This is a genomic window from Pseudomonadota bacterium (assembly GCA_030860485.1).
In the GTDB taxonomy this organism is placed as follows: Bacteria; Pseudomonadota; Gammaproteobacteria; order JACCXJ01; family JACCXJ01; genus JACCXJ01.
Genome location: JALZID010000106.1, coordinates 1 through 20,458, shown reverse-complemented (window position 1 = coordinate 20,458; position 20,458 = coordinate 1). Strand labels below are relative to the sequence as shown.

Genomic DNA, 20,458 nt, shown 5'->3' with positions numbered 1-20,458 from the left:
TCGCCATGTTCCATGCCCAACACCGCCGCCGACTGCAACCGATCCACAATCAACGCAAACTGCTCGCGGGCCGCCGCAAACTCCTCCGCGCCCCGGCTGATAATGTATGCTTGCTTCATGAGAGGGCTTCCTTTGTGGGACGTATGACCTTCCGAAACCCATACATACCACGGAGCGCCCTCTCTTCCAAGCTTTTTCCACTCTAACCTATTGATCCATCGTCGTTATAAAAGATCTTCACCCAAAGCAAAAACCCGGCATTTTGATCGATCTAACTCAGTGGTAAATAAATCGTTCAATGAACCAAACGTAGTTATCGTGGGTGCGCCTGCACGAGTTGTTGGGAAGATTTAGTGTTGCTTTGAGGGTCGCATTGCGACCCCACGGCGCTTGACTGCATGGTCACGCGCGTAGAGGTTCCCGGTGGGAGAGGGAGTAAATAAAGACGGTGCCTATTCCGGACACATGGGCAACCGGAGAGGCACCCGAGATTTCAAAGATGTTTGGCTAGGATCTCTGCCTTGCCGGCGCTTGCGCCGGGTCGTCACTCGGTGACCGCTCTGCCCGTTCCAGCCACAGGGATGGCGGCCGTCCCGACACCGCGGCCCCGCTCCGCCCATCTCCTGATGACGACATAAAATACCGGGGTCAGGATGAGACCAAACAACGTCACGCCGATCATCCCGGAAAACACCGTGATGCCCATGACCCGACGCACCTCGGCGCCGGCGCCGCTCGCCAGCACCAGCGGCACCACGCCGGCAATGAACGCCACCGAGGTCATCACGATCGGCCGCAGCCGCAGCCGGCAGGCCTCGACCGCCGCCTCGACGATCCCGCGTCCCCGGTGCTCCAACTCGCGCGCGAATTCGACGATCAGGATGGCGTTCTTGCAGGCGAGCCCCATCAGCACCACCAGACCGATCTTGACGAAGATGTTGTTGTCACCGCCGGTGTACCACACCGCGACAAGCGCCGAGAGCATGCACATCGGCACGATCAGGATCACCGCGAGCGGCAGGGTCCAGCTCTCGTAGAGCGCGGCCAGCACCAGGAACGCCAAGAGGACGCACAGCGGGAACACCACGAGATTGGTGTTGCCTTCGGCTATCTGCTGGAAGCTGAGATCGGTGAAGGCGTGGCCCATACCGGCGGGCAGGACTCGCGGCGCCAGCGCCTCGATGACGGCAAGGGCCTCTGTCGAGGACATGACCCCCGGATCGGCCTGGCCGAGCAGATCGGCGGCGGGATATCCGTTGTAACGGATGACCGGATCGGGACCGTAACTCCGATCGATGCTCACCACACTCCCGATCGGCACCATCTCGCCGGCCTGATTGCGGGTGCGCAGCTCGGCCACATCCTCGGCTTCATCGCGAAACGGCGCATCGGCCTGGGCATAGACCTGATAGGTGCGGCCGAAACGGCTGAAGTCGTTCACATAGACCGAGCCGAGATAGACTTGCAGGGTCTCGAACACGTCCGTCATCGTGACACCCTGGGTCTTGGCCTTGCTGCGATCGATGCGCGCGCTCAGTTGCGGCACGTTGGATTGGTAGGAACTGATCGGAAAACCCATACCGGGGGTGTCTGACAGTGTCCCGGCCAGCGAGGTCACGGCCTCTTGCAGCTCGCCGTAGCCGAGCCCCGCGCGGTCCTGGACATACAAGGAAAAGCCGGAGCCGGTTCCGATCCCGAGGATGGGCGGCGGCATGAATGCGAAGGCGAAGGCCTCCTGGATGGCGGAAAACTTGCCCATCAATTCCTCGGCGATCTCGGGCGCCGGGCGCCCGCGCTTGGCGAAGCCATCGAGGCAGAAAAAGATGGTGCCGATATTGGGCGTGTTGCTGAATTGCAGCGCGTTCAGACCGGGAAAGGCGACCGCGTCGATGACCCCCTCGGTAGATAACGCCATCTCGCTCATCTTGCGCACCACCACCTCGGTGCGGTCCAGCGAGGCGCCTTCCGGCAGTTTCACCCCGCCGATCAGATACAGCTTGTCCTGGGTCGGGATGAAGCCGCCGGGTACCATCTGGAACATCACCACGGTCGCCCCGACCAGGAACGCATACACCGTGAGCATGAGCGGCGCACGCCCGAGCGCCCGCGGCCCGCCTTCGGTATAGGCCTTTGCGGCGCCATTGAACAGGCGGTTGAAGGGCCGAAACACCCAGCCAAAGAGCGCATCGAGGACCAAGGTCGGTCGATCCGGCGGTGCCCCGTGGGTCTTGAGCAACGCCGCGGCGAGGGCCGGCGAGAGGGTCAGCGAGTTCACCGCCGAGATCACCGTCGAGATCGCGATGGTGACCGCGAACTGGCGATAGAACTGGCCGGTGACCCCGGACAGAAACGCGATGGGCACGAACACGGCGCACAAGACCAGCGCGATGGCGATGATAGGCCCGCTCACCTCGCGCATGGCCTGATGCGCGGCCGCTTTCGGCGACAGCCCGTTGCCGATATTGCGCTCGACGTTTTCCACCACCACGATGGCATCGTCCACCACGATACCGATGGCGAGCACCATGCCGAACAAGGTCAGGGTATTGATCGAAAACCCGAGCGCGAGCAGTACCGCGTAGGTGCCGATGATCGACACCGGCACCGCCAGGAGGGGAATAATCGAGGCACGCCAGGTCTGCAGGAACAGGATCACCACCAGGACCACCAGGAGCACCGCCTCCAGGAGCGTCGTGATCACGGCCTTGATCGAATCGCGCACGAACACCGTCGGGTCGTAGACCACGTCCCATTTCAATCCCTCCGGGAACAACCTTTCGAGCTCCGCCATCTTGGTGCGCACGTTGTCGGAGATCTCGATGGCATTCGATCCGGGCGCCTGGAAGATCACCACCGCCACTGCCTGTTGGTTGTTGAGCAGCGAGCGCAACGCATATTCGGAAGCGCCGAGCTCGATGCGGGCGACATCGCGCAGGCGCGTGATCTGGCTGTTCGTGCCCGTCTTCAGGACGATGTCACCGAACTCCTCCTCGGTGACGAGCCGGCCCTCTGTATGGATCGAGAGCGTGAAGTCGCGCGCGCCCGGTTGCGGGGGCGCGCCGATCGCGCCCGCCGAGACCTGCACGTTTTGCTCGCGGATCGCCCGGACGATATCGCCTGCCGTCATGGCGCGCGCGGCGACCTGGTCGGGATCGAGCCAGATGCGCATCGAATAATCCCCGCCGCCGAAGATCATGACCTGGCCGACCCCATCGATGCGGGCCAGCTCGTCTTTCACTCGCAGGGTGGCGAAGTTGCGGAGATACAGGGTGTCGTATTTGCGGCTGGGCGAGAGCAGATGTACCACCATGGTGATGTTGGGCGACTGCTTTTCGGTGGTGACACCGAGCCGGCGCACGTCCTCGGGCAGCCGCGCCAGGGCCTGGTTGATACGGTTCTGCACCTGCACCTGGGCGAGATCGGCATCGGTGTCGGGCTTGAACGTGACCGTCACGGACAAGACGCCGTCGGAGCTCGCCACCGACTTCATGTAGATCATGTTCTCGACGCCGTTCAGGGCCTCCTCGATGGGGGTGGCGACGGTCTCGGCGATGACCTTCGGGCTGGCGCCCGGATACACGGCCCGCACGGCGACCGAAGGCGGTACCACGTCGGGGTACTCGGTGATCGGGAGCAGCGGGATGGCGATGAGCCCCGCGACGAAGATGACGATGGATAAAACCGCGGCGAGGATCGGGCGATCGACGAACAGCGCCGAAAAGTCCTTCATGCGTTCGGCTCTTTTGCGGGGGGGGCCGGTTCGCCGCCGTCGCTCGCCGGGGGCGGGGCGGGGGGCGGCGGCGGATCGCCCATGCCGATGGTCTGTGGGGTGACGGGCATACCGGGGAAAGAGACCTTCTGCACACCGTGTACGATGATCCTGTCGCCCCCGACCAGGCCCTCGGTGACGACGCGCAGTCCATCGATGATGCGCCCGAGCCTGACGTCGCGGCGTTCCGCGGAATCGCCCGCTCCGAGCACAAAGACATATCTGCGATCCTGATCGGTTAGGATCGCCTTGTCGTCCACCAGCACCGCGGAGAACGTGCCGCTGCCGAGGAGCTTGATGCGTGCGAAAAGACCCGGGGTGAAGGGGCGACCTCCCCGTGAGTCGGAATGATTGTCGAGGACCGCGCGGGCGCTGATGGTGCCGGTGGCCGGGTCGAGCTGATTGTCGACGAAGTCCATGCGTCCTTCGTGCGGAAAACCCTGTTCGTCGGCGAGGCCCACGAACACCGGGTTTTCCACGTCGCGCGAGCTCTGTCTCTCGCCTTGACGCGCCATCGCGCCGTAGCGCAGATAGGTCGGCTCGTCGCACTCGAAATAGACATGAACGGGGTCGAGCGATACCACGGTCGTGAGCAGGGTCGCGTCCGGGATCATCTCACCGCCGCTGACGAGATTGCCGGGTTTCACCAGCGCGCGGCCGGCACGGCCGTCGATCGGCGAACGCACCTCGGTGTATTCGAGATTGAGCCTGGCGACCACGCCGGCCGCCTCGGCGGCGCGGATATCGGCCGTGGCCTGCGTATCGGCGGCCAGGCGCTCGTCGAACTGGTCCGCCGAGATCACGCGTTTCTCGACCAGCTTCCGCGCACGCGCCACCTGGGCGCGGGCCAGTTGGGAACGGGCGTGCGCCCGTGCCAGATCGGCCTCGGCGCGCAGCAGCTCGGCCTTGTACGACCGTTGGTCGATGACGAACAACACCTCGCCTTTCTTGACCTCTTTGCCTTCCTTGAAACCGAGCCGCTCGATATGGCCGGCCACTCGCGGCCGGATCTCCACCGTGTCCACCGCCTCGATATGGCCGGTGAATTCGTCCCACTGGGTCACTTCTTTGACCACCACCTCGGCCACACTTACGGCCGGCGCCGGGGGCGCCGCGGGCTCGGGGTTCCCGGCCGGCTGGCCGCAGCCCGCCAGCAGGGCGGCGAGCGGGCCTCCGGGCAAGGCCCTGATCAAATCCCGGCAAAACGTCCTCCCCGTCCAGCGCCCATGCCCATCCCTGCGCTCACGCATGTCCGTGATCCGTTTTCGTTTCCTCCTCGTTCACCGGGTTACATCCCAGGTAAGAAATCGGGCCATCCTACCGGTCGCCCGCTGGGAGGTAAAGGCACGATGAATCCGGGCTCTCAGAAACGACTAATGAAGTCCTAGAGGGTGAGTTCGCGAACCCCCAACCTCAGATCCCAACACCCTTCAACACCAACCCAGAAAGCACTTGGGTGCAACCGTGGTGACGTATTCGCTGGGCGTTCATCAGCAAAATGGTATACATTTGCATCAACTCAACACCGCGTAAACACCGCGATGGCAACTCATCTGATGAGGCGTAGAGTGCTGCGGCACGCATAGTTTAGAATCAGCTCCGTGGTGTCCTCGTGCCTTGCGATGGCTATAGGGTTTAAGCTCTTACGCCGTGCGCGCGCCGGCTGTCTCTGTCTGTCGCTCATGGTCATGGTCGCCTATGGCAATGATCTGGCAGCAGAAGGTCCGATTGGCCGAGCCGCGGCAGAGATACCGCGATCGCCGGCCTTGATTGTGGCGGCCGTGCGCGCCTCGCGCGTGGGTTCTGGGGCGGACGACCGCGCGGACAGCCGGCGCGAGGCCGCTGGCGAACCAGATGCGGCCTCAGCCGCGCCCGCGGACCCTGAAATAAACAGTCTCGGTATCGCGGCGCCACCGACACTTACTTTCCGTGGTCACACGGACGGGGTCTGGGGGCTGACCTACAGCGGCGATGGACAGTCGCTCGGGACGGCCGGTTTCGACGGGACCGCACGCGTGTGGGAAGCGGGGACGGGCCGGGAGTCCCTGAAGATCACGCTGCCCGGCGGGGCGCTCTACGGGGTCGCTTTCAATCCCGATGGGTCACGGTTCGCCGTCGCGGGTGAGGATGGGATGGCACGGGTCTACGACGTCGCTACGGGCGGCGAGACCCTGACGCTCGACGGCGCGGACGCGCCAATCTTCGGCATCGCCTACAGCCCGGATGGACGGCGCCTGGCTGCGGCCGGCGACGGCGGCGTGCAGTTGTGGGACTCCGTCTCGGGTGCCTCCCTGCTGCGTATCGAGGGCCATAGCGGCCGCGTCTATGGCATCGCCGTGAGCCCGGATGGGCAGCGGCTCGCGTCCGCCGGCGAGGACGGCAGCGTGCGGGTATGGGAAGCTGTGTCGGGCACTCCGCTCTTGAAGCGTGCAGATCAGGAAGGCCGTGTTTTCGGTATCGCCTACCGTCGGGATGCGTCACGCCTCGCAACGGCCGGCGAGGATGGTATGGTGCGACTATTCGACGCCGCATCGGGCCAGGCGCTGGGTACGCTGAAAGGCCACGAGGCCGCGGTCTACGGCGTCGCGTTCGCCCGTGACGGATCGCTCTGCACTACCGGTGGCGACCGGACCGTACGCCTGTGGCCACCGGATCCCGGGAAGGCCCTCTGGAAGGCCAAGGGCCATACGGCCGCGGTCTTCGGCGTCGCGATCGATGCGGCCGGGACCGTCGTGGCCACGGCCGGCGAGGACCGCATGGTGCGGCTATGGGAGGCGGGTACCGGGGCCGCGCTCGCCAAGCTTCGGGGCCATGGCGCCGCGGTCTACGGCGTGGCCATGAGCCCCGACGGTGCGAGGCTCGTCACGACCAGCTGGGACGGCAGGACGACGATGTGGGAGCGCGCTTCCGGGCAGGCGCTCGCGGTCCTGGAGGAGGGCGACACCCCCCGCTACGGCGTCGCGTTCAGCCCCGACGGGTCGCGCATCGCAACGGTGGGGGCGGATGGCAAGACACGCGTATTCGACGGTGCCTCCGGCAAGGCTGTGCTCACCATCGAGGGCCATGCGGGCGCGGTGTACGGTGTCGCGTTCGCTCCCGATGGCTCGTGGGTCGCGACCGCGGGGGCGGACGGCACGGTCCGGCGCTGGGATGCCGTGACGGGCCAGGCGCAGTGGACCCGGGAAGGCCATCCCGGACGGGTCTATGCCCTCGCCTTCAGCCGCGATGGATCGCGGCTCGCCACGGCCGGACGCGACGGAACGGTGCGCGTGTGGGAGATCGCCACCGGTAAGCGGCTCACCACCCTCACGGCTCATGCGGGCCGGGTCTACAAAGCCGCCTTCAGCCCCGACGGCGCACGCCTCGCGACGGCGAGCTGGGACGGCACGGTCCGGACCTGGGATCTCGCCATTTCCGATCCCATCGCCGCCAAGGAGGGGACGGCATGCACCGGGCACAGTGGCGCGGTATACGACGTGGCAGTGAGCCCGGATGGCGTCTTGCTCTACTCGGGCAGCGCGGATGGCAGCGTGCGGGTGTGGGATGCGGCCACCTGCAGGGCCGTCGCCCGGTTCGAGGGCAAGGGTGGGGCGGTCTACGGCGTGGCCGTGAGCCCCGATGGCTTGCGGTTGGCCTCGGCAGGCGCCGATGGGGCGGTCCGCGTCCGCCCGCTCGCACCCGCCGAGCGCGCCAGTGTCGATGGCCCAGCGGCCGCTCCCACAGCGGCCGATCCCACAGCGGCCGATCCCACAGCGGTCGATCCCCTAGCGGTCGATCAGGTTACGGATCCCTCCGCGTGGACCGAAATGTCCGTGCTAAGGCGGATCCCCGGCCGCCCTCCGGTGCCCGCCCCCCGGTCGATCGAGTTACCGGCCCCTTGAGCAGGCGGACCGGCATGCGCGCCTCGCCGGCCGCGGGCTCCGCGATCTTCGTCGCCGCGCTGACCTTGACCGGTCAGCAGGTGCTGTCCCAGCTCAAGTCGGAAGGGCACCTGATCCCCTTGATCGCCTATGCGGTGCTCCTGGTCACGCTCGGGTTCTCCTTGATCTCGGCGGTCCTCGCGCTGCGCCCGCGCCTGACCCCGGTCACCGAGCGCTCACTTTTTTATTTTGGCGACATCCACGGCATGGAGCCGGCCGATTATGTGCGGGCGTTCATGGGCCTCTCGGTAGAGGCCGCGCTCGACCAGGTTTTGACCCAGGTGCACGTCAACGCCAAGATCGTGCAGAAGAAGTACCTGTGGACGCGGCGCGCTGCCACCGGTTTCGTCGCCGCTACCGTGGTGTGGCTGGCCGTACAGCTTGCGTTCTGGTTCCCCTGACGCGCAAGCCCGAGCCTTCGGAAGTGAGAAGTGAAGGCGGGCCCGGGCATTCCTCGGCTCGGCGGGACGCGAGTTGACTCGGTATCGGCACTTACACTAGCATGGCGCGCTGCCGCATCGCCGGGTAGGTTGGACAGGGTCATCCAGAGACTCCTCGTCCTCCAGCTCGGCGTGACGGCGGCGGTGGCGCTGGTCTGCGTGATGTACCATTTCCGCTGGGCGTTCTCGGCGCTCTGCGGTGGCGGCATCGGCATCGCGGCAACCGCGGCCGCGGCCTTGTGTGTCGCGAGAACAAAAGGGCTGTCGCCGGGCGGGCTGCTCGGCGCGCAAGTCCTGGCGGAGCTGGTCAAGTTCGGGGTTACCCTCGGTCTTTTCGTCGTGACGTTCCTCGAGTATGAGGCCGTGGCGGTCGGGCCGCTTTTTATCGCCTATGCCGCGACGCTCGGGGCCTATGGCCTGGCGATGTTGGGGAAGCAATAGAACTGGAAGCACAAGAGTCGTTGGGGGAAATAGAACACCCGTCATGGCAGTCGAAGCCCCGCAATCGGCCTCGCAGTACATCCTGCATCACCTGACCAACAACGCACAGGGCTCGGGCTTCTGGACCGTCCATGTCGATACGCTCGCGGTGTCGGGACTGGTCGGGGGACTGGCCTTCGGTCTCCTGTATCTCGTCGCCCGGGGTGCGACCTCGGGCGTCCCCGCGGGGCTCCAGAACTTCGTCGAGATGGTGGTCGAGCTGGTGGATGGCTCGGTCAAAGGGATCTTCCACGGTCACAATCCGCTCGTGGCGCCGCTGGCGCTCACCATCTTCGTGTGGGTGTTCCTCATGAACGCTATGGACCTCCTGCCCATCGATCTCCTCCCCAAGCTCCTCGGCGACCAGGGCGTGCATTATTTCAAGTCCGTTCCGACCACCGATCCGAACTTGACGTTCGCGATGTCGCTGTCGGTCTTCGGGCTCATGATCTATTACAGCTTCAAGGTCAAGGGAACGCGCGGCTTCGCCCACGAGGTGATGTCCGCGCCCTTCGGGCCGAAGCTCGCGCCCGTCAACATCGTGTTTCGGATCATCGAGGACGTGGCCAAGCCCCTATCGCTCGCCTTGCGACTCTTCGGCAATATGTACGCGGGCGAGATGGTGTTTATTTTAATCGCGCTCCTGCCCTACCCGGTGCAATGGTTGCTCGGGGCGCCGTGGGCGATCTTCCACATCCTCATCATCACGCTACAGGCTTATATCTTCATGATGTTGACGATCGTGTACCTCAGCATGGCGCACGAGAGTCATTAGTTGCAGACACCGCTAGGAGAAAAATATGGAACTCGTCAGTGCATTGAGTAACGTCCAGGGGCTCGCAGTCGTCGCTGTGGCCCTGATGCTGGGGCTGGGCGCCCTGGGGGCGGCCATCGGCGTCGGGCTTTTGGGCGGCAAATTCCTCGAAGGGGTGGCGCGCCAGCCGGAGCTCGCGAACCTCCTCATCGGGCGCTTCTTCCTGGTCGCGGGTCTCGTTGACGCCGTGCCCATGATCAGCGCCGCCATGGGCCTGTACGTGCTGTTCGCCGATCCCTTCGGCTTCGGCGCGGCGGTCGCGAAGCTCGCCGGGGGCTAGCCCGGGGATCGTGCCCCTAGTAGGGATATCGCCATGGATATCAACGCCACGCTTTTAGGTCAGGCCATCACCTTCGCGATCCTCGTGTGGTTCACCATGCGTTTCGTGTGGCCGCCGCTCACCCAGGCCATGGCAGAACGCGTTAAAAAGATCGCCGACGGCTTGGCCGCGGCGGAGAAGGGCCGGCATGATCTGGAGCTGGCCGAGAACCGCGCCAAGGCGGTCCTGCGCGAAGGCCACCAGAAGGCCCAGGAGGCGGTCGCCTATGCGCAGAAACGGGCCGACGAGATGGTCGAGGAGGCCAAGGCCAACGCTAGGGTCGAGGCCGAACGCATCATCGCTTCCGCCCAGGATCAGATCGCCCAGGAGATCCAGCAGGCGCGGGAGTCGCTACAGCGTGAGGTCGGTCGTCTGGCACTCGCCGGGGCCGAGCAGGTCCTATTGCGCGAGGTCGATGCCCTGGCCCACAAGGCCTTCCTCGACAAGCTCGCGGCGCGGCTCTGAAATCATGCTGGAAACCGCGACCCTCGCGCGTCCCTATGCCCAGGCCGCCTTCGAGCAGGCCCGCGGCAGCGGCCAGGTATCACCCTGGTCCGAAGGCCTGGCCTTCCTCGCCGCCCTGTTCTCGGATCCGATCCTGCGCGGGCTCGTGCATGACCCACGGATCGGTCGCCCGCGCCTGACTCAGTTGATCTTCGACCTCGCCGGCGAACGCCTCACCCCGGATCTGCGTAACTTCGTCCGCGTGCTCCTGGATGCCGATCGGATCCTGATCCTCCCGGAGATCGCGCGCCTTTACACGTTGCTCGTCGCAGAGGCGGCGGGCGTGGTTGAGGTCGAGGTGATCTCGGCCTTCTCGTTGGAAGCGGACCAGCAACAGGCGATCGAGCGTGCGGTGAGGCGGCGGGCCGGCAAGGACATCGAGGTCAAGACGCGCATCGACCCGGCACTCATCGGCGGGGCAGTGATCCGCATGGGCGATCTCGTGATCGATGCCTCGGTGCGTGGTCGCTTGCAGCAGCTCGCCAGCCAGTTTGCGTGACGCTAGGCCGCCAAATGAATGTGGCGCGCCGCGCGCCGGGTCGGTGGGTTACGGCGCCGCGCCTAACCCACCCTACATTAGATTACATTTGATTTAGAGAGACCGATGACGATCAGCGCCATAGAGATCAGTGATCTGATCAAGAAAAAGATCCAGGAATACGACCTGCCGACCGAGGCCCGCACGGAGGGTACGGTGGTGAGCCTGACCGACGGTATCGCCCGCATCCATGGCCTCTCCGACGTGATGCAGGGTGAGATGATCGAGTTCCCCGGCAATGTCTACGGCCTCGCCCTGAACCTGGAGCGCGACTCGGTGGGTGCGGTCATCATGGGCGCCTACGAGCATATCGCCGAAGGCGACGTCGTGCGCTGCACCAAACGCATCCTGGAGGTCCCGGTGGGCGAGACCTTGCTCGGCCGCGTGGTCGATGCCCTCGGCAACCCCGTGGACGGCAAAGGACCGGTCAAGGCCACCGCGACCTCGCCCATCGAGAAGATCGCCCCTGGTGTCATCACCCGCCAGTCCGTAAGTCAGCCGGTGCAGACCGGGCTCAAGGCCATCGACTGCATGGTGCCGATCGGACGCGGCCAGCGCGAGTTGATCATCGGTGACCGCCAGACCGGCAAGACCGCGCTCGCCATCGACACCATCATCAACCAGCGTGGCACGGATGTGAAGTGCATCTACGTCGCCATCGGCCAGAAGGCTTCCTCGATCAACACCGTGGTGCATAAGCTCCAAGAGCACGGCGCGCTCGATCACACCATCGTGGTCGCCGCGACCGCCTCGGAATCGGCGGCCATGCAGTACATCGCGCCCTACGCCGGCTGCGCCATGGGCGAGCTCTTCCGGGACTCCGGTCAGGACGCCCTCATCATCTACGACGACCTCACCAAGCAGGCCTGGGCCTACCGCCAGGTGTCGCTGTTGCTGCGCCGCCCGCCGGGGCGCGAGGCCTATCCGGGCGACATCTTCTATCTCCACTCTCGCCTCTTGGAACGGGCCTCGCGCTTGAACGCCGCCGAGGTCGAGAAGCGTAGCGGGGGCAGGGTGAAGGGCAAGACCGGCTCGCTCACCGCGCTGCCGATCATCGAGACCCAGGCCGGCGACGTCTCGGCCTTCGTGCCGACCAACGTCATCTCCATCACCGACGGTCAGATCTATCTCGAGACCGATCTCTTCAACGCCGGTATCCGGCCCGCCATCAACGCCGGGCTGTCGGTGTCGCGCGTCGGCGGTGCCGCGCAGACCAAGGTGATCAAGAAGCTCGGCGGGGGTATCCGGCTCGCGCTCGCGCAATACCGTGAGCTCGCGGCCTTCGCGCAGTTCGCCTCCGAGCTCGACGAGGCGACCCGCAAGCAGCTCGAGCGTGGCCAGCGCGTCACCGAGCTCATGAAGCAGAAGCAGTACGCGCCCATGAGCGTCGCCGAGATGTCTGTCAGCCTCTACGCGGTCGACCGCGGTCATCTCGACGATGTAGAGCTCGACCAGATCGGGCCCTTCGAGTCGGCGCTCCTGTCCTTCATGAACAGCGAGCGGCAGGACCTCATGAAACGCATCGACGAGACCGGTGATTACAACGACGAGATCCAGTCGGGGCTCAAGTCCGCGGTCGAAGAGTTCAAGACCAAGCATGCCTGGTAGGACGGTACGCTGACGTGGCCGCCGGCAAGGAGATCCGAACCAAGATCAGGAGCGTGCAGGGCACGCAGAAGATCACCAAGGCCATGGAAATGGTCGCGGCCAGCAAGATGCGAAAGGCCCAGGACCGCATGCGCGCGGCGCGTCCCTATGCCGAGAAGATCCGCATGGTGATCGCGCACCTCGCGCATGCCCACAGCGAGTACCACCACCCCTACCTCATCCCGCGCGAGGCGCGGCGTGTGGGCGCCATCGTGGTGTCGACCGATCGCGGGCTGTGCGGCGGGCTCAACGCCAACCTGTTTCGGGCCATGATCCAAAAGTTGAAGGAGTGGGAAAGCCAAGGCCTCGGGATCGAGGTGTATCCGATCGGGAAAAAGGCCATCGGGTTCTTCGGCCGCATCGGCGCCAAGATTGTCGCCCAGGCGAGCCATCTCGGGGATGCACCGAAGTTGGAGGACCTGATCGGGACCGTCAAGGTGATGCTCGACGGTTACGGCGAGGGGCGCATCGACCAAGCCTTCCTGGTGTCCAACACCTTTATCAACTCGATGACCCAGCGCCCGCGTTTCGAACGGCTCATCCCGCTCGAGCCGGACCCCGCGGTAGAGCTGAAACACCACTGGGATTATCTCTACGAGCCCGAGGCCAAGGAGGTCCTGGACCATTTGCTCCAACGCTACATCGAGTCGTTGGTATATCAGGGCGTGGTCGAGAACATCGCCTGCGAGCAGGCGGCGCGCATGGTGGCGATGAAGAGCGCTTCGGACAATGCCGGCAAGCTCATCGACGAATTGCGGCTGGTTTATAACAAGGCGCGCCAGGCCTCGATCACCCGCGAGCTCTCGGAGATCGTGGCCGGCGCCGCCGCGGTATGAAATCTATCCAAACATATTCTAAATTTCGGGCACCGGGACACTCCCTCCCCTGTCCGCCCGCGGACGGGGGAGGGCAGGGGTGGGGGTCAGGCCTTGGCGGGCTGACCAAGCCCTGTCCCGGCCGAGGCGCCTTCTACCCCCACCCTAACCCCCCCCCGCTCCGCAGGGGAGCGGATCGGAAACGCACTCCCCCGCTCCGCGCGGGGGAAGGGGACCGGAAACGCACTCCACCGCTACCGGGAGCGGCTGGGCATGATGGGTCAAAATCAATGAAAATGTTTAGATCTGATTCCCCTCATCCTAACCTTCTCCGTGAGGGAGAAGGGATTTCCAGAGAAGTCGGTCTGTATAACCTTTGCTGCGTGAGAATCTATATCAGTCTCCTCTCCCGTTGGAAGAGGTTTAGGGTCGTTCAGGGGATAAAGTCATGTTGAGCACCGGAAAGGTGGTACAGATCATCGGCGCCGTGGTGGACGCGGAGTTTCCGAGCAAGGCCGTGCCCAAGATCTACGACGCCCTCCTCGTCGAGGCGAGCGGCACGACCCTCGAGGTCCAGCAGCAGCTCGGCGGGGGGGTGGTGCGCACCATCGCGCTCGGCTCGACCGACGGCTTGAAGCGCGGCCTCAAGGCGACCAACACCGGCGCGCCGATCTCCGTCCCCGTGGGACAAAAGACGCTCGGCCGGATCATCGACGTGCTAGGCGCGCCGATCGACGAGAAGGGCCCGATCGGGGAAGAAGAGAGGTGGCCGATCCATCGCGCGGCCCCGAAGTTCGTAGAGCTGTCGCCGACTACCGAGCTTCTCGAGACCGGCATCAAGGTCATCGATCTCATCTGCCCGTTCGCCAAGGGCGGCAAGGTCGGGCTCTTCGGCGGCGCGGGGGTCGGTAAGACCGTCAACATGATGGAGCTGATCCGCAACATCGCCACCGAGCACAGCGGCTACTCGGTGTTCGCGGGCGTGGGCGAACGCACTCGCGAGGGCAACGACTTCTACCACGAGATGACCGAGTCCAAGGTCCTCGACAAGGTCTCGCTCGTCTACGGCCAGATGAATGAGCCGCCCGGCAACCGCCTGCGCGTGGGCCTGACCGGGCTCACCCTCGCCGAGTTTTTTCGCGACGAGGGGCGTGATGTGCTCCTCTTCATCGACAACATCTACCGCTTCACACTCGCGGGTGTCGAGTGCTCGGCGCTCTTGGGGCGCATGCCCTCGGCGGTCGGTTACCAGCCGACCCTGGCCGAGGAGATGGGCAGGCTCCAGGAGCGCATCACCTCGACGCGCACGGGCTCCATTACTTCGATACAGGCCGTGTACGTCCCGGCCGACGACCTGACCGATCCCTCGCCGGCCACGACCTTCGCGCACCTGGATGCGACCGTGGTGCTCTCGCGCCAGATCGCGGAGCTCGGAATCTATCCGGCCGTGGACCCGCTCGACTCGACCAGCCGCCAACTCGACCCCCTGGTCGTCGGTCAGGAGCACTACGAGACGGCCCGTGCGGTGCAGCAGACCTTGCAGCGCTACAAGGAGCTTCGCGACATCATCGCCATCCTGGGCATGGACGAGCTGTCGGAGACCGACAAGCTGACGGTCTCCCGTGCGCGGAAGATCCAGCGCTTCCTCTCCCAGCCGTTCTTCGTGGCCGAGGACTTCACGGGGAGCGCCGGCAAGTACGTGCCCCTCAAGGAGACCATCAAGGGCTTCAAGGGGATCGTGGAGGGGGAGTACGACAGCCTCCCCGAGCAGGCCTTCTATATGCTCGGCTCCATCGAGGAGGCCACGGAGAAAGCCCAGCGGCTGTAGCCGGCTATACTGATATGCGATCACCTCCATGGCCATGACCATCCACATCGACATCGTGAGCGCCGAGGCATCGATTTATTCGGGGCAGGCCGAGATGGTGTTCGCGCCCGCAGAGATGGGCGAGGTCGGCATCGCCGCCGGCCATACCTCGCTTTTGACCCGGCTCAAACCAGGGGAAGTCCGACTCAAGCTCTCGAGCGGCGAGGAGGAGGCGTTCTACGTCTCGGGCGGGATCCTGGAGGTCCAGCCGAGCATGGTGACGGTCCTCTCCGACACCGCGGTACGCGCCCACGACATCGACGAGGCCTCCGCGCTCGAGGCCAGGGCCCGCGCCGAGCAGATGCTCTCCGACAAGAGCGGGCAGATCGACTACGCCAAGGCGCTGGCCGAGTACGCCGAGGCCGCCGCCCAGCTTCAAGCGATCCAACGCCTGCGCCGGCTGGCAGGGCGGTCGTAAACCCTCGAGCATGCCTGGTCGCGGGCGGGCATCCCTAGCAGATCGCGGCCTGATTTTACCGCCGCGCGGCTAGGTCGGAGTTCTGAACGGACCCGTGTCACTCAGCGTCGTGATCCTGGCCGCCGGGCAGGGCAAGCGCATGCGCTCGGCCCTGCCCAAGGTCCTGCACCGCCTCGGTGGCAAGCCGCTCTTGGAGCACGCCTATCGCGCCGCGCGCGATCTCCGACCCGAGCAGGTCTACGTCGTTTACGGCCACGGCGGTGAGCAGGTCCGCGATGCATTAGGCTACCTCGGCGTCCAGTGGATCGAGCAGGACCGGCAACTCGGGACCGGCCATGCCGTGGCCCAGGCACTCCCCTTCATCGACTCGGGTATGGACCCAGGCGACACGGTCCTCGTCCTCTACGGCGATGTCCCGCTCATCACCGCGGAGACCCTCGACCGGCTGGTCAAGGCATCCGACGGCGGGCGCCTGTCACTGTTGACGGTCGAGCTTCCCGATCCCTCGGGCTACGGACGCATCGTCCGGGATGCGGCCGCTCATGTGCAACGCATCGTCGAAGATCGGGACGCGAGCCCGGTGGAGCGCGCGATCGGCGAGGTCAATACCGGCATGATGGCCGTGTCGGCCTCGCATCTGAAACGATGGGTAGCGCGTCTCGAGAACCAGAACGCGCAAGGGGAGTATTACCTGACGGACGTGATCGCGATGGCGGTCGCGGACGGGGTCGTGGTCGAGCCCGTGAGTCCGGCCTCTGTTTTCGAGGTCATGGGTGTCAACGATCGGGTCCAGCTCGCCCTTCTGGAGCGTCGCTATCAGCGATGCCAGGCTGAGCAGTTAATGCGGCAGGGCGTCACGCTCCTCGACCCCGCTCGCTTCGATCTTCGAGGAGATTTACAAGCTGGGCAAGACGTGGTCATCGATGTCAACGTGGTCCTGGAGGGCCGCGTGCGCCTGGGCGATCGGGTGACCATCGGCCCCAACAACTGCATCCGGGACGCCGACATCGGCGACGACGCGTCGATCCTCCCGAACTGCGTGATCGAGGGCGCCGAGATCGGCCGGGGCGCGCGCGTCGGTCCGTTTTCGCGCCTCCGGCCCGAGACCCGGCTCGCCGAGGAAGTCCACGTCGGCAACTTCGTCGAGGTCAAGAAGTCCGCCGTCATGTCCGGCACCAAGATCAACCACCTGAGCTATATCGGGGACGCCGAGGTGGGCCGCGACACCAATATCGGGGCCGGCACCATCACCTGCAACTACGACGGCGCGAACAAGCACAAGACCGTCATCGGCGAGCGGGTCTTCATCGGCTCCGATACCCAGCTCATTGCCCCGGTCGAGGTCGGGGATGGGGCCACGATCGGCGCCGGCACGACCCTGACCCAGGACGCACCGCCTGGACAGCTCACCCTCGGCCGCGCACGCCAGACGACGATTGCCGGCTGGGAGCGACCGAAGAAGAAAAGGTAGCACGCCGCCGAGTCGTCTCGGCAGCACCCACGACGATGCGCGTCGGCTACTACCAGTTCCGGCCCCTGTTCGGCCAGCCCCGGCGCAACTTCGCCAAGGTACTCGCTGCCCTCGCCGACACAACGGCCGATCTCATCGTCCTCCCCGAGCTGGCGTTCAGCGGCTATCACTTCCGGGATCGCGACGAGGCCCTAGCCTTGGCAGAAGACCCCGCCAACTCCGAGACCGTGGAGTCGCTGAGCGCGCTTTGCCTGAAACGGGATCTTCATCTGGTCACAGGGTTCTGCGAGCGGTCCGGCGAGCGCGTCTACAACAGCGCGCTCCTGATCGGTCCGAAGGGCGTCGAGCACGTGTACCGCAAGCTCCACCTCTTCGCCGAGGAAAAGCGCTGCTTCGATGCCGGCGACGTCCCGCTCTCGGTCCAGGAGCTGCGAGGCGCGCGGATCGGTCTCATGGTGTGCTTCGACTGGGCCTTCCCGGAGGTCGCGAGGGTCCTCGCGATCCAAGGTGCCGAGGTCCTCTGCCACCCCTCCAACCTGGTCCTGGGATACTGCCAAGAGGCCATGTTGACCCGCTGCCTCGAGAACCGGGTCTACGCCATCACCGCCAACCGCTTCGGGCGCGACCAACGACCCCACGGCGAGCTCTGCTTCACGGGCAAGAGCCAGGTTGCCGCACCCGGCGGCGGCTTGATCCACCGCGCGCTTTCCCAGCGCGAACAGCTTTTCGTTACCGAGATCGATCTCGCCGAGGCTCGCAACAAGCGCATCACACCCTGGAACGACCTCCTGTCCGACCGGCGGCCGGCGTGGTATCGAGATCTGGAGGCTCTCCCGGCGGCCGGTCCCGTGCCGTGAGTGGTCAAGCCGTGCTGAGCAGGCCATCTCTCGCCTCGTGGACAGCCGGTTCATCAGGGGAGTTGCGCAGGGCGGGGAGCGTGCGCTGCACGGTAACGGTCCTTCGCGACTTCCGGGGTGGGTAGCCGTGCGAGCGCGAATGGCCAGACCGGACTCCATCGGCATCAAAACCCGGCACCGACCGTGAGCAGCGAGATCCGGTAGAGGGTGGTCTCGGCGGTGATGTAGAGCATCGAGCCGTCGTTGCCGAAGGCGAGGTTGGCGGTGGGTACGCCGGTCTCGATGGTGCCGAGGTGCTCCCCATCCGGTGCGAAGATGTAGACCCCGCCGGGACCGGCCGCGAACACGTACCCCTCGCGGTCGACCTTGATACCGTCGGGTGCGCCTTTTCGGCCCGCGCTGAAGGGGAGGGCGTCCGCGAAAAGACGTCGGTTTTCGAGCCCGCCGTCGTCCTCGCGCACGTCGTAGTAGTACCAGGCCGGGCGATCCGGATCGGAGTCGCTCAGGTACAAGGTCTTGCCGTCGGGCGAGAAGGCCAGGCCGTTCGGGGCCGTGAGGTCCTGGACCAAAAGCGTCAGCTCGCCGCCGGGCGGGAGCCGGTAGACGCCGCTCATGGGGAGCTCCTTGCCGGGGTCCTTAAAGCCCTGGGGCAGGCCGAAGGGCGGATCGGTGAAGTACAGATCGCCATTGGCGCGGAACACCGCGTCGTTCGGGCTGTTCAGGCGCTTGCCGTCATAGCGTTCTGCCAGTATCGTCTTGCTGCCGTCGGCTTCGATGCGCACGACGCGCCGATCGCCGTGCTGGCAGATGACGAGCCTCCCGCTCGTCGGATCGATGGCGAGCCCGTTCGAGCCGGGCGCACTGCCCGTGAGCGGGTCGGTACCCGTGTAACCGCTCGGCTGCAAGAAGACCGATACTCCCGATTCCGCGTCATAGCGATGGATCACGTTGTTAGGCACGTCGGAGAAGAGGAGGGCGCTGTCCCGGCGCAGCCACACGGGACCTTCGAGCCAGGCATAGCCGTCCGCGAGCTTTTCGAGCTTCGCATCCGCCGCGACGATCCCGTCGAGGCGCGTGCCGAGCCGCACGATGCGGCCCAGAGCGGCAGGCTCGCTCGCCGCCCCCTCTTCCGCGACGGAGGGGGCGACCGGGAATAAGGCGAGTGCGGCGATGATCAACCAGGGGCCGAGGTCTTGTTTCATGGGGATCTCCGGACCGTCTTGCGGGATGCCCTAAGATAGCCCGCCGCGGGCGAGAAGGCGATCTTCGTGGTGCGTACCCGGATCGCCGACCGGTTTTCGCGGCGCGTATAGGGCGGCCACAAGGGACGCCCTTACACGGCACCACACGGCACCTGCGCCGCCCCATGTAGCCCCGTGTAGGGGCAGGCCTTGTGCCTGCCTTCTTAAGGCGTCCCCAATTCGCAGTAGCCCCTTCGGTCATTGATTTGACACCGCCCGGCGCGCGGACGGCTACGGTAGCGGTCGGAGAGTCCGCTCGAGATCGCCGTGCACCCGAACGGGGAGCCCAGTGTATGTCGCGAACTGGTTCACCAACGAGGTCCAGATGATCGATACCGGGGAACTGCGAGTCGTCGCCGGCATCGCGGTCGGTGAGGATAGCCGGGCCTTCGGGGCAGTTCATGGCGCGGGGTGCAGTTGCCGCCGGTTGTCGCGACACCGATGCAGATGCGCGCGCGTTCGCGCCGCGGCCAGTTGCCGCGCGAATGACGTCCACCGATCCGAACTGCCGCGAGGGCATGGAATATGCCGCTCTATAACCCATCACAGCAGCGCGTTCCGGGGCGCGCATGTCGCGCACTCCGGCAAGCGAACGCCTGCGGAGGGTTTGTCCATGACCAGATCATCGAGGCAGTTTGTCCGACAGGTATTCAATACCTTGATCCTGTGGGGATCGGGCTGGAAACGCAGGCGCTGTGGCCGGGGCAGTCACCCCATCCTCGAGTGGTGCGATCCCCTCTCCGGCCTGTGGCACCGGCAGGACGCAGCCCTGCGGCTCGCGCGGGTGCAAGCGCGCGATCCGAAATCCCTACTCCGCTAGCAGGGAGTTTTTACCGGCGGGTGACCCCGTCCCGCGTACGGTGATCACGCCGTCCGTGATCCCAAGCGGTAGCCGTAATACCAGCGGTTCGTGGTATATTCCAGTGTTACAAACGGTGTGGCTCGCGCCCGCCGGGATCATGATCTCCTCGCCGGGCTCCTGGGCGGAGCGTCTTCCCCGCGAAGGAGACCTCGATCTCGCCCTCGATGAGCATCACGATCTCATCGACGTCATGGACGAAGTCCGCCCAGATCTGACCCGGCTGGTCCCTCCATATATCGCAGCCGAAGCCTAGGGCTGCAAAGCGTTCCGCGACACCCTTCCTGTTTCCTGTTGGGAGTAGATCCCCCTCTGAGTCTAGAATCAATGAGTTAGGCGGGGGTCGGTCGTTGTATATGAATAATGTTGTCGGGGGGCTAGGTGAGTGAAGGGGCAGGAGACCTCTGGGATAATAGGAAGTCTGTCAATAATCCCACACCCGGAGGGCTGCCCCAATGAGAGTTTCACACGAACAGACCGCACCTGTCACCCCTTTGAG

The 20,458-nt window shown here is 65.3% G+C and carries 17 protein-coding genes and 1 pseudogene; 14 read left to right on the top strand and 4 right to left on the bottom strand.

What is annotated here, in order from left to right:
- Positions 1–544 precede the first annotated feature (544 nt).
- Both M3461_06350 and M3461_06345 read right to left on the bottom strand, forming a co-directional pair.
- Positions 545–3,730: an efflux RND transporter permease subunit gene (locus tag M3461_06350; GenBank protein ID MDQ3773999.1), complete on the bottom strand. Its 3,186-nt coding sequence runs from the start codon at positions 3,728–3,730 to the stop codon at positions 545–547.
- On the bottom strand, positions 3,727–5,019 hold the full coding sequence (locus M3461_06345) for an efflux RND transporter periplasmic adaptor subunit (GenBank protein ID MDQ3773998.1): 1,293 nt from the start codon (positions 5,017–5,019) through the stop codon (positions 3,727–3,729). Before M3461_06345 ends, M3461_06350 begins: the two co-directional genes overlap by 4 nt.
- A 372-nt stretch (positions 5,020–5,391) precedes the next feature.
- On the opposite strand from M3461_06345, the gene M3461_06340 reads away from it, so the two are divergent.
- From M3461_06340 to M3461_06280, 13 genes are all read left to right on the top strand, one after another.
- Positions 5,392–7,650 (top strand): WD40 repeat domain-containing protein, encoded by a 2,259-nt coding sequence (locus M3461_06340; protein MDQ3773997.1) that lies wholly within the window; start codon positions 5,392–5,394, stop codon positions 7,648–7,650.
- On the top strand, positions 7,647–8,090 hold the full coding sequence (locus M3461_06335) for a DUF5706 domain-containing protein (protein ID MDQ3773996.1): 444 nt from the start codon (positions 7,647–7,649) through the stop codon (positions 8,088–8,090). The genes M3461_06340 and M3461_06335 overlap by 4 nt, the downstream gene beginning before the upstream one ends.
- A 129-nt stretch (positions 8,091–8,219) precedes the next feature.
- Positions 8,220–8,570 (top strand): ATP synthase subunit I, encoded by a 351-nt coding sequence (locus M3461_06330; protein MDQ3773995.1) that lies wholly within the window; start codon positions 8,220–8,222, stop codon positions 8,568–8,570.
- Between the two features lie 43 nt (positions 8,571–8,613).
- Entirely contained in the window at positions 8,614–9,384 is a 771-nt protein-coding gene (gene atpB / locus M3461_06325) for a F0F1 ATP synthase subunit A (protein ID MDQ3773994.1), read from the top strand.
- 25 nt (positions 9,385–9,409) lie between these two features.
- On the top strand, positions 9,410–9,703 hold the full coding sequence (gene atpE / locus M3461_06320; protein MDQ3773993.1) for a F0F1 ATP synthase subunit C: 294 nt from the start codon (positions 9,410–9,412) through the stop codon (positions 9,701–9,703).
- A gap of 33 nt (positions 9,704–9,736) precedes the next feature.
- Entirely contained in the window at positions 9,737–10,207 is a 471-nt protein-coding gene (locus M3461_06315) for a F0F1 ATP synthase subunit B (protein MDQ3773992.1), read from the top strand.
- A gap of 4 nt (positions 10,208–10,211) precedes the next feature.
- Positions 10,212–10,745, top strand: a complete 534-nt coding sequence (locus M3461_06310) for a F0F1 ATP synthase subunit delta (protein ID MDQ3773991.1) — start codon at positions 10,212–10,214, stop codon at positions 10,743–10,745.
- A 105-nt stretch (positions 10,746–10,850) separates the two neighbouring features.
- Positions 10,851–12,392 carry a F0F1 ATP synthase subunit alpha gene (gene atpA, locus M3461_06305; protein ID MDQ3773990.1) on the top strand — a complete coding sequence of 514 codons (1,542 nt, stop codon included), beginning with the start codon at positions 10,851–10,853 and terminating at the stop codon, positions 12,390–12,392.
- A gap of 14 nt (positions 12,393–12,406) precedes the next feature.
- Complete coding sequence (atpG, locus tag M3461_06300) at positions 12,407–13,267, top strand: F0F1 ATP synthase subunit gamma (protein ID MDQ3773989.1); 861 nt, start codon at positions 12,407–12,409, stop codon at positions 13,265–13,267.
- A gap of 430 nt (positions 13,268–13,697) precedes the next feature.
- Entirely contained in the window at positions 13,698–15,074 is a 1,377-nt protein-coding gene (gene atpD / locus M3461_06295) for a F0F1 ATP synthase subunit beta (GenBank protein MDQ3773988.1), read from the top strand.
- Positions 15,075–15,102: 28 nt separating this feature from the next.
- Positions 15,103–15,531 (top strand): F0F1 ATP synthase subunit epsilon, encoded by a 429-nt coding sequence (locus tag M3461_06290; GenBank protein MDQ3773987.1) that lies wholly within the window; start codon positions 15,103–15,105, stop codon positions 15,529–15,531.
- Between the two features lie 94 nt (positions 15,532–15,625).
- Entirely contained in the window at positions 15,626–17,002 is a 1,377-nt protein-coding gene (gene glmU / locus M3461_06285; GenBank protein MDQ3773986.1) for a bifunctional UDP-N-acetylglucosamine diphosphorylase/glucosamine-1-phosphate N-acetyltransferase GlmU, read from the top strand.
- A 35-nt stretch (positions 17,003–17,037) separates the two neighbouring features.
- Positions 17,038–17,859 carry an acyltransferase gene (locus tag M3461_06280; protein MDQ3773985.1) on the top strand — a complete coding sequence of 274 codons (822 nt, stop codon included), beginning with the start codon at positions 17,038–17,040 and terminating at the stop codon, positions 17,857–17,859.
- Between the two features lie 164 nt (positions 17,860–18,023).
- Here M3461_06280 and M3461_06275 read toward each other — a convergent pair whose 3' ends face one another.
- A complete protein-coding gene (locus M3461_06275) occupies positions 18,024–19,061 on the bottom strand; it encodes an SMP-30/gluconolactonase/LRE family protein (GenBank protein ID MDQ3773984.1) in 1,038 nt (345 codons plus the stop codon).
- A gap of 652 nt (positions 19,062–19,713) precedes the next feature.
- On the opposite strand from M3461_06275, the gene M3461_06270 reads away from it, so the two are divergent.
- On the top strand, positions 19,714–19,920 hold the full coding sequence (locus tag M3461_06270) for a hypothetical protein (GenBank protein ID MDQ3773983.1): 207 nt from the start codon (positions 19,714–19,716) through the stop codon (positions 19,918–19,920).
- A gap of 44 nt (positions 19,921–19,964) precedes the next feature.
- Here M3461_06270 and M3461_06265 read toward each other — a convergent pair.
- Positions 19,965–20,197: pseudogene (locus M3461_06265) on the bottom strand (cupin domain-containing protein).
- Positions 20,198–20,458: the final 261 nt, after the last annotated feature.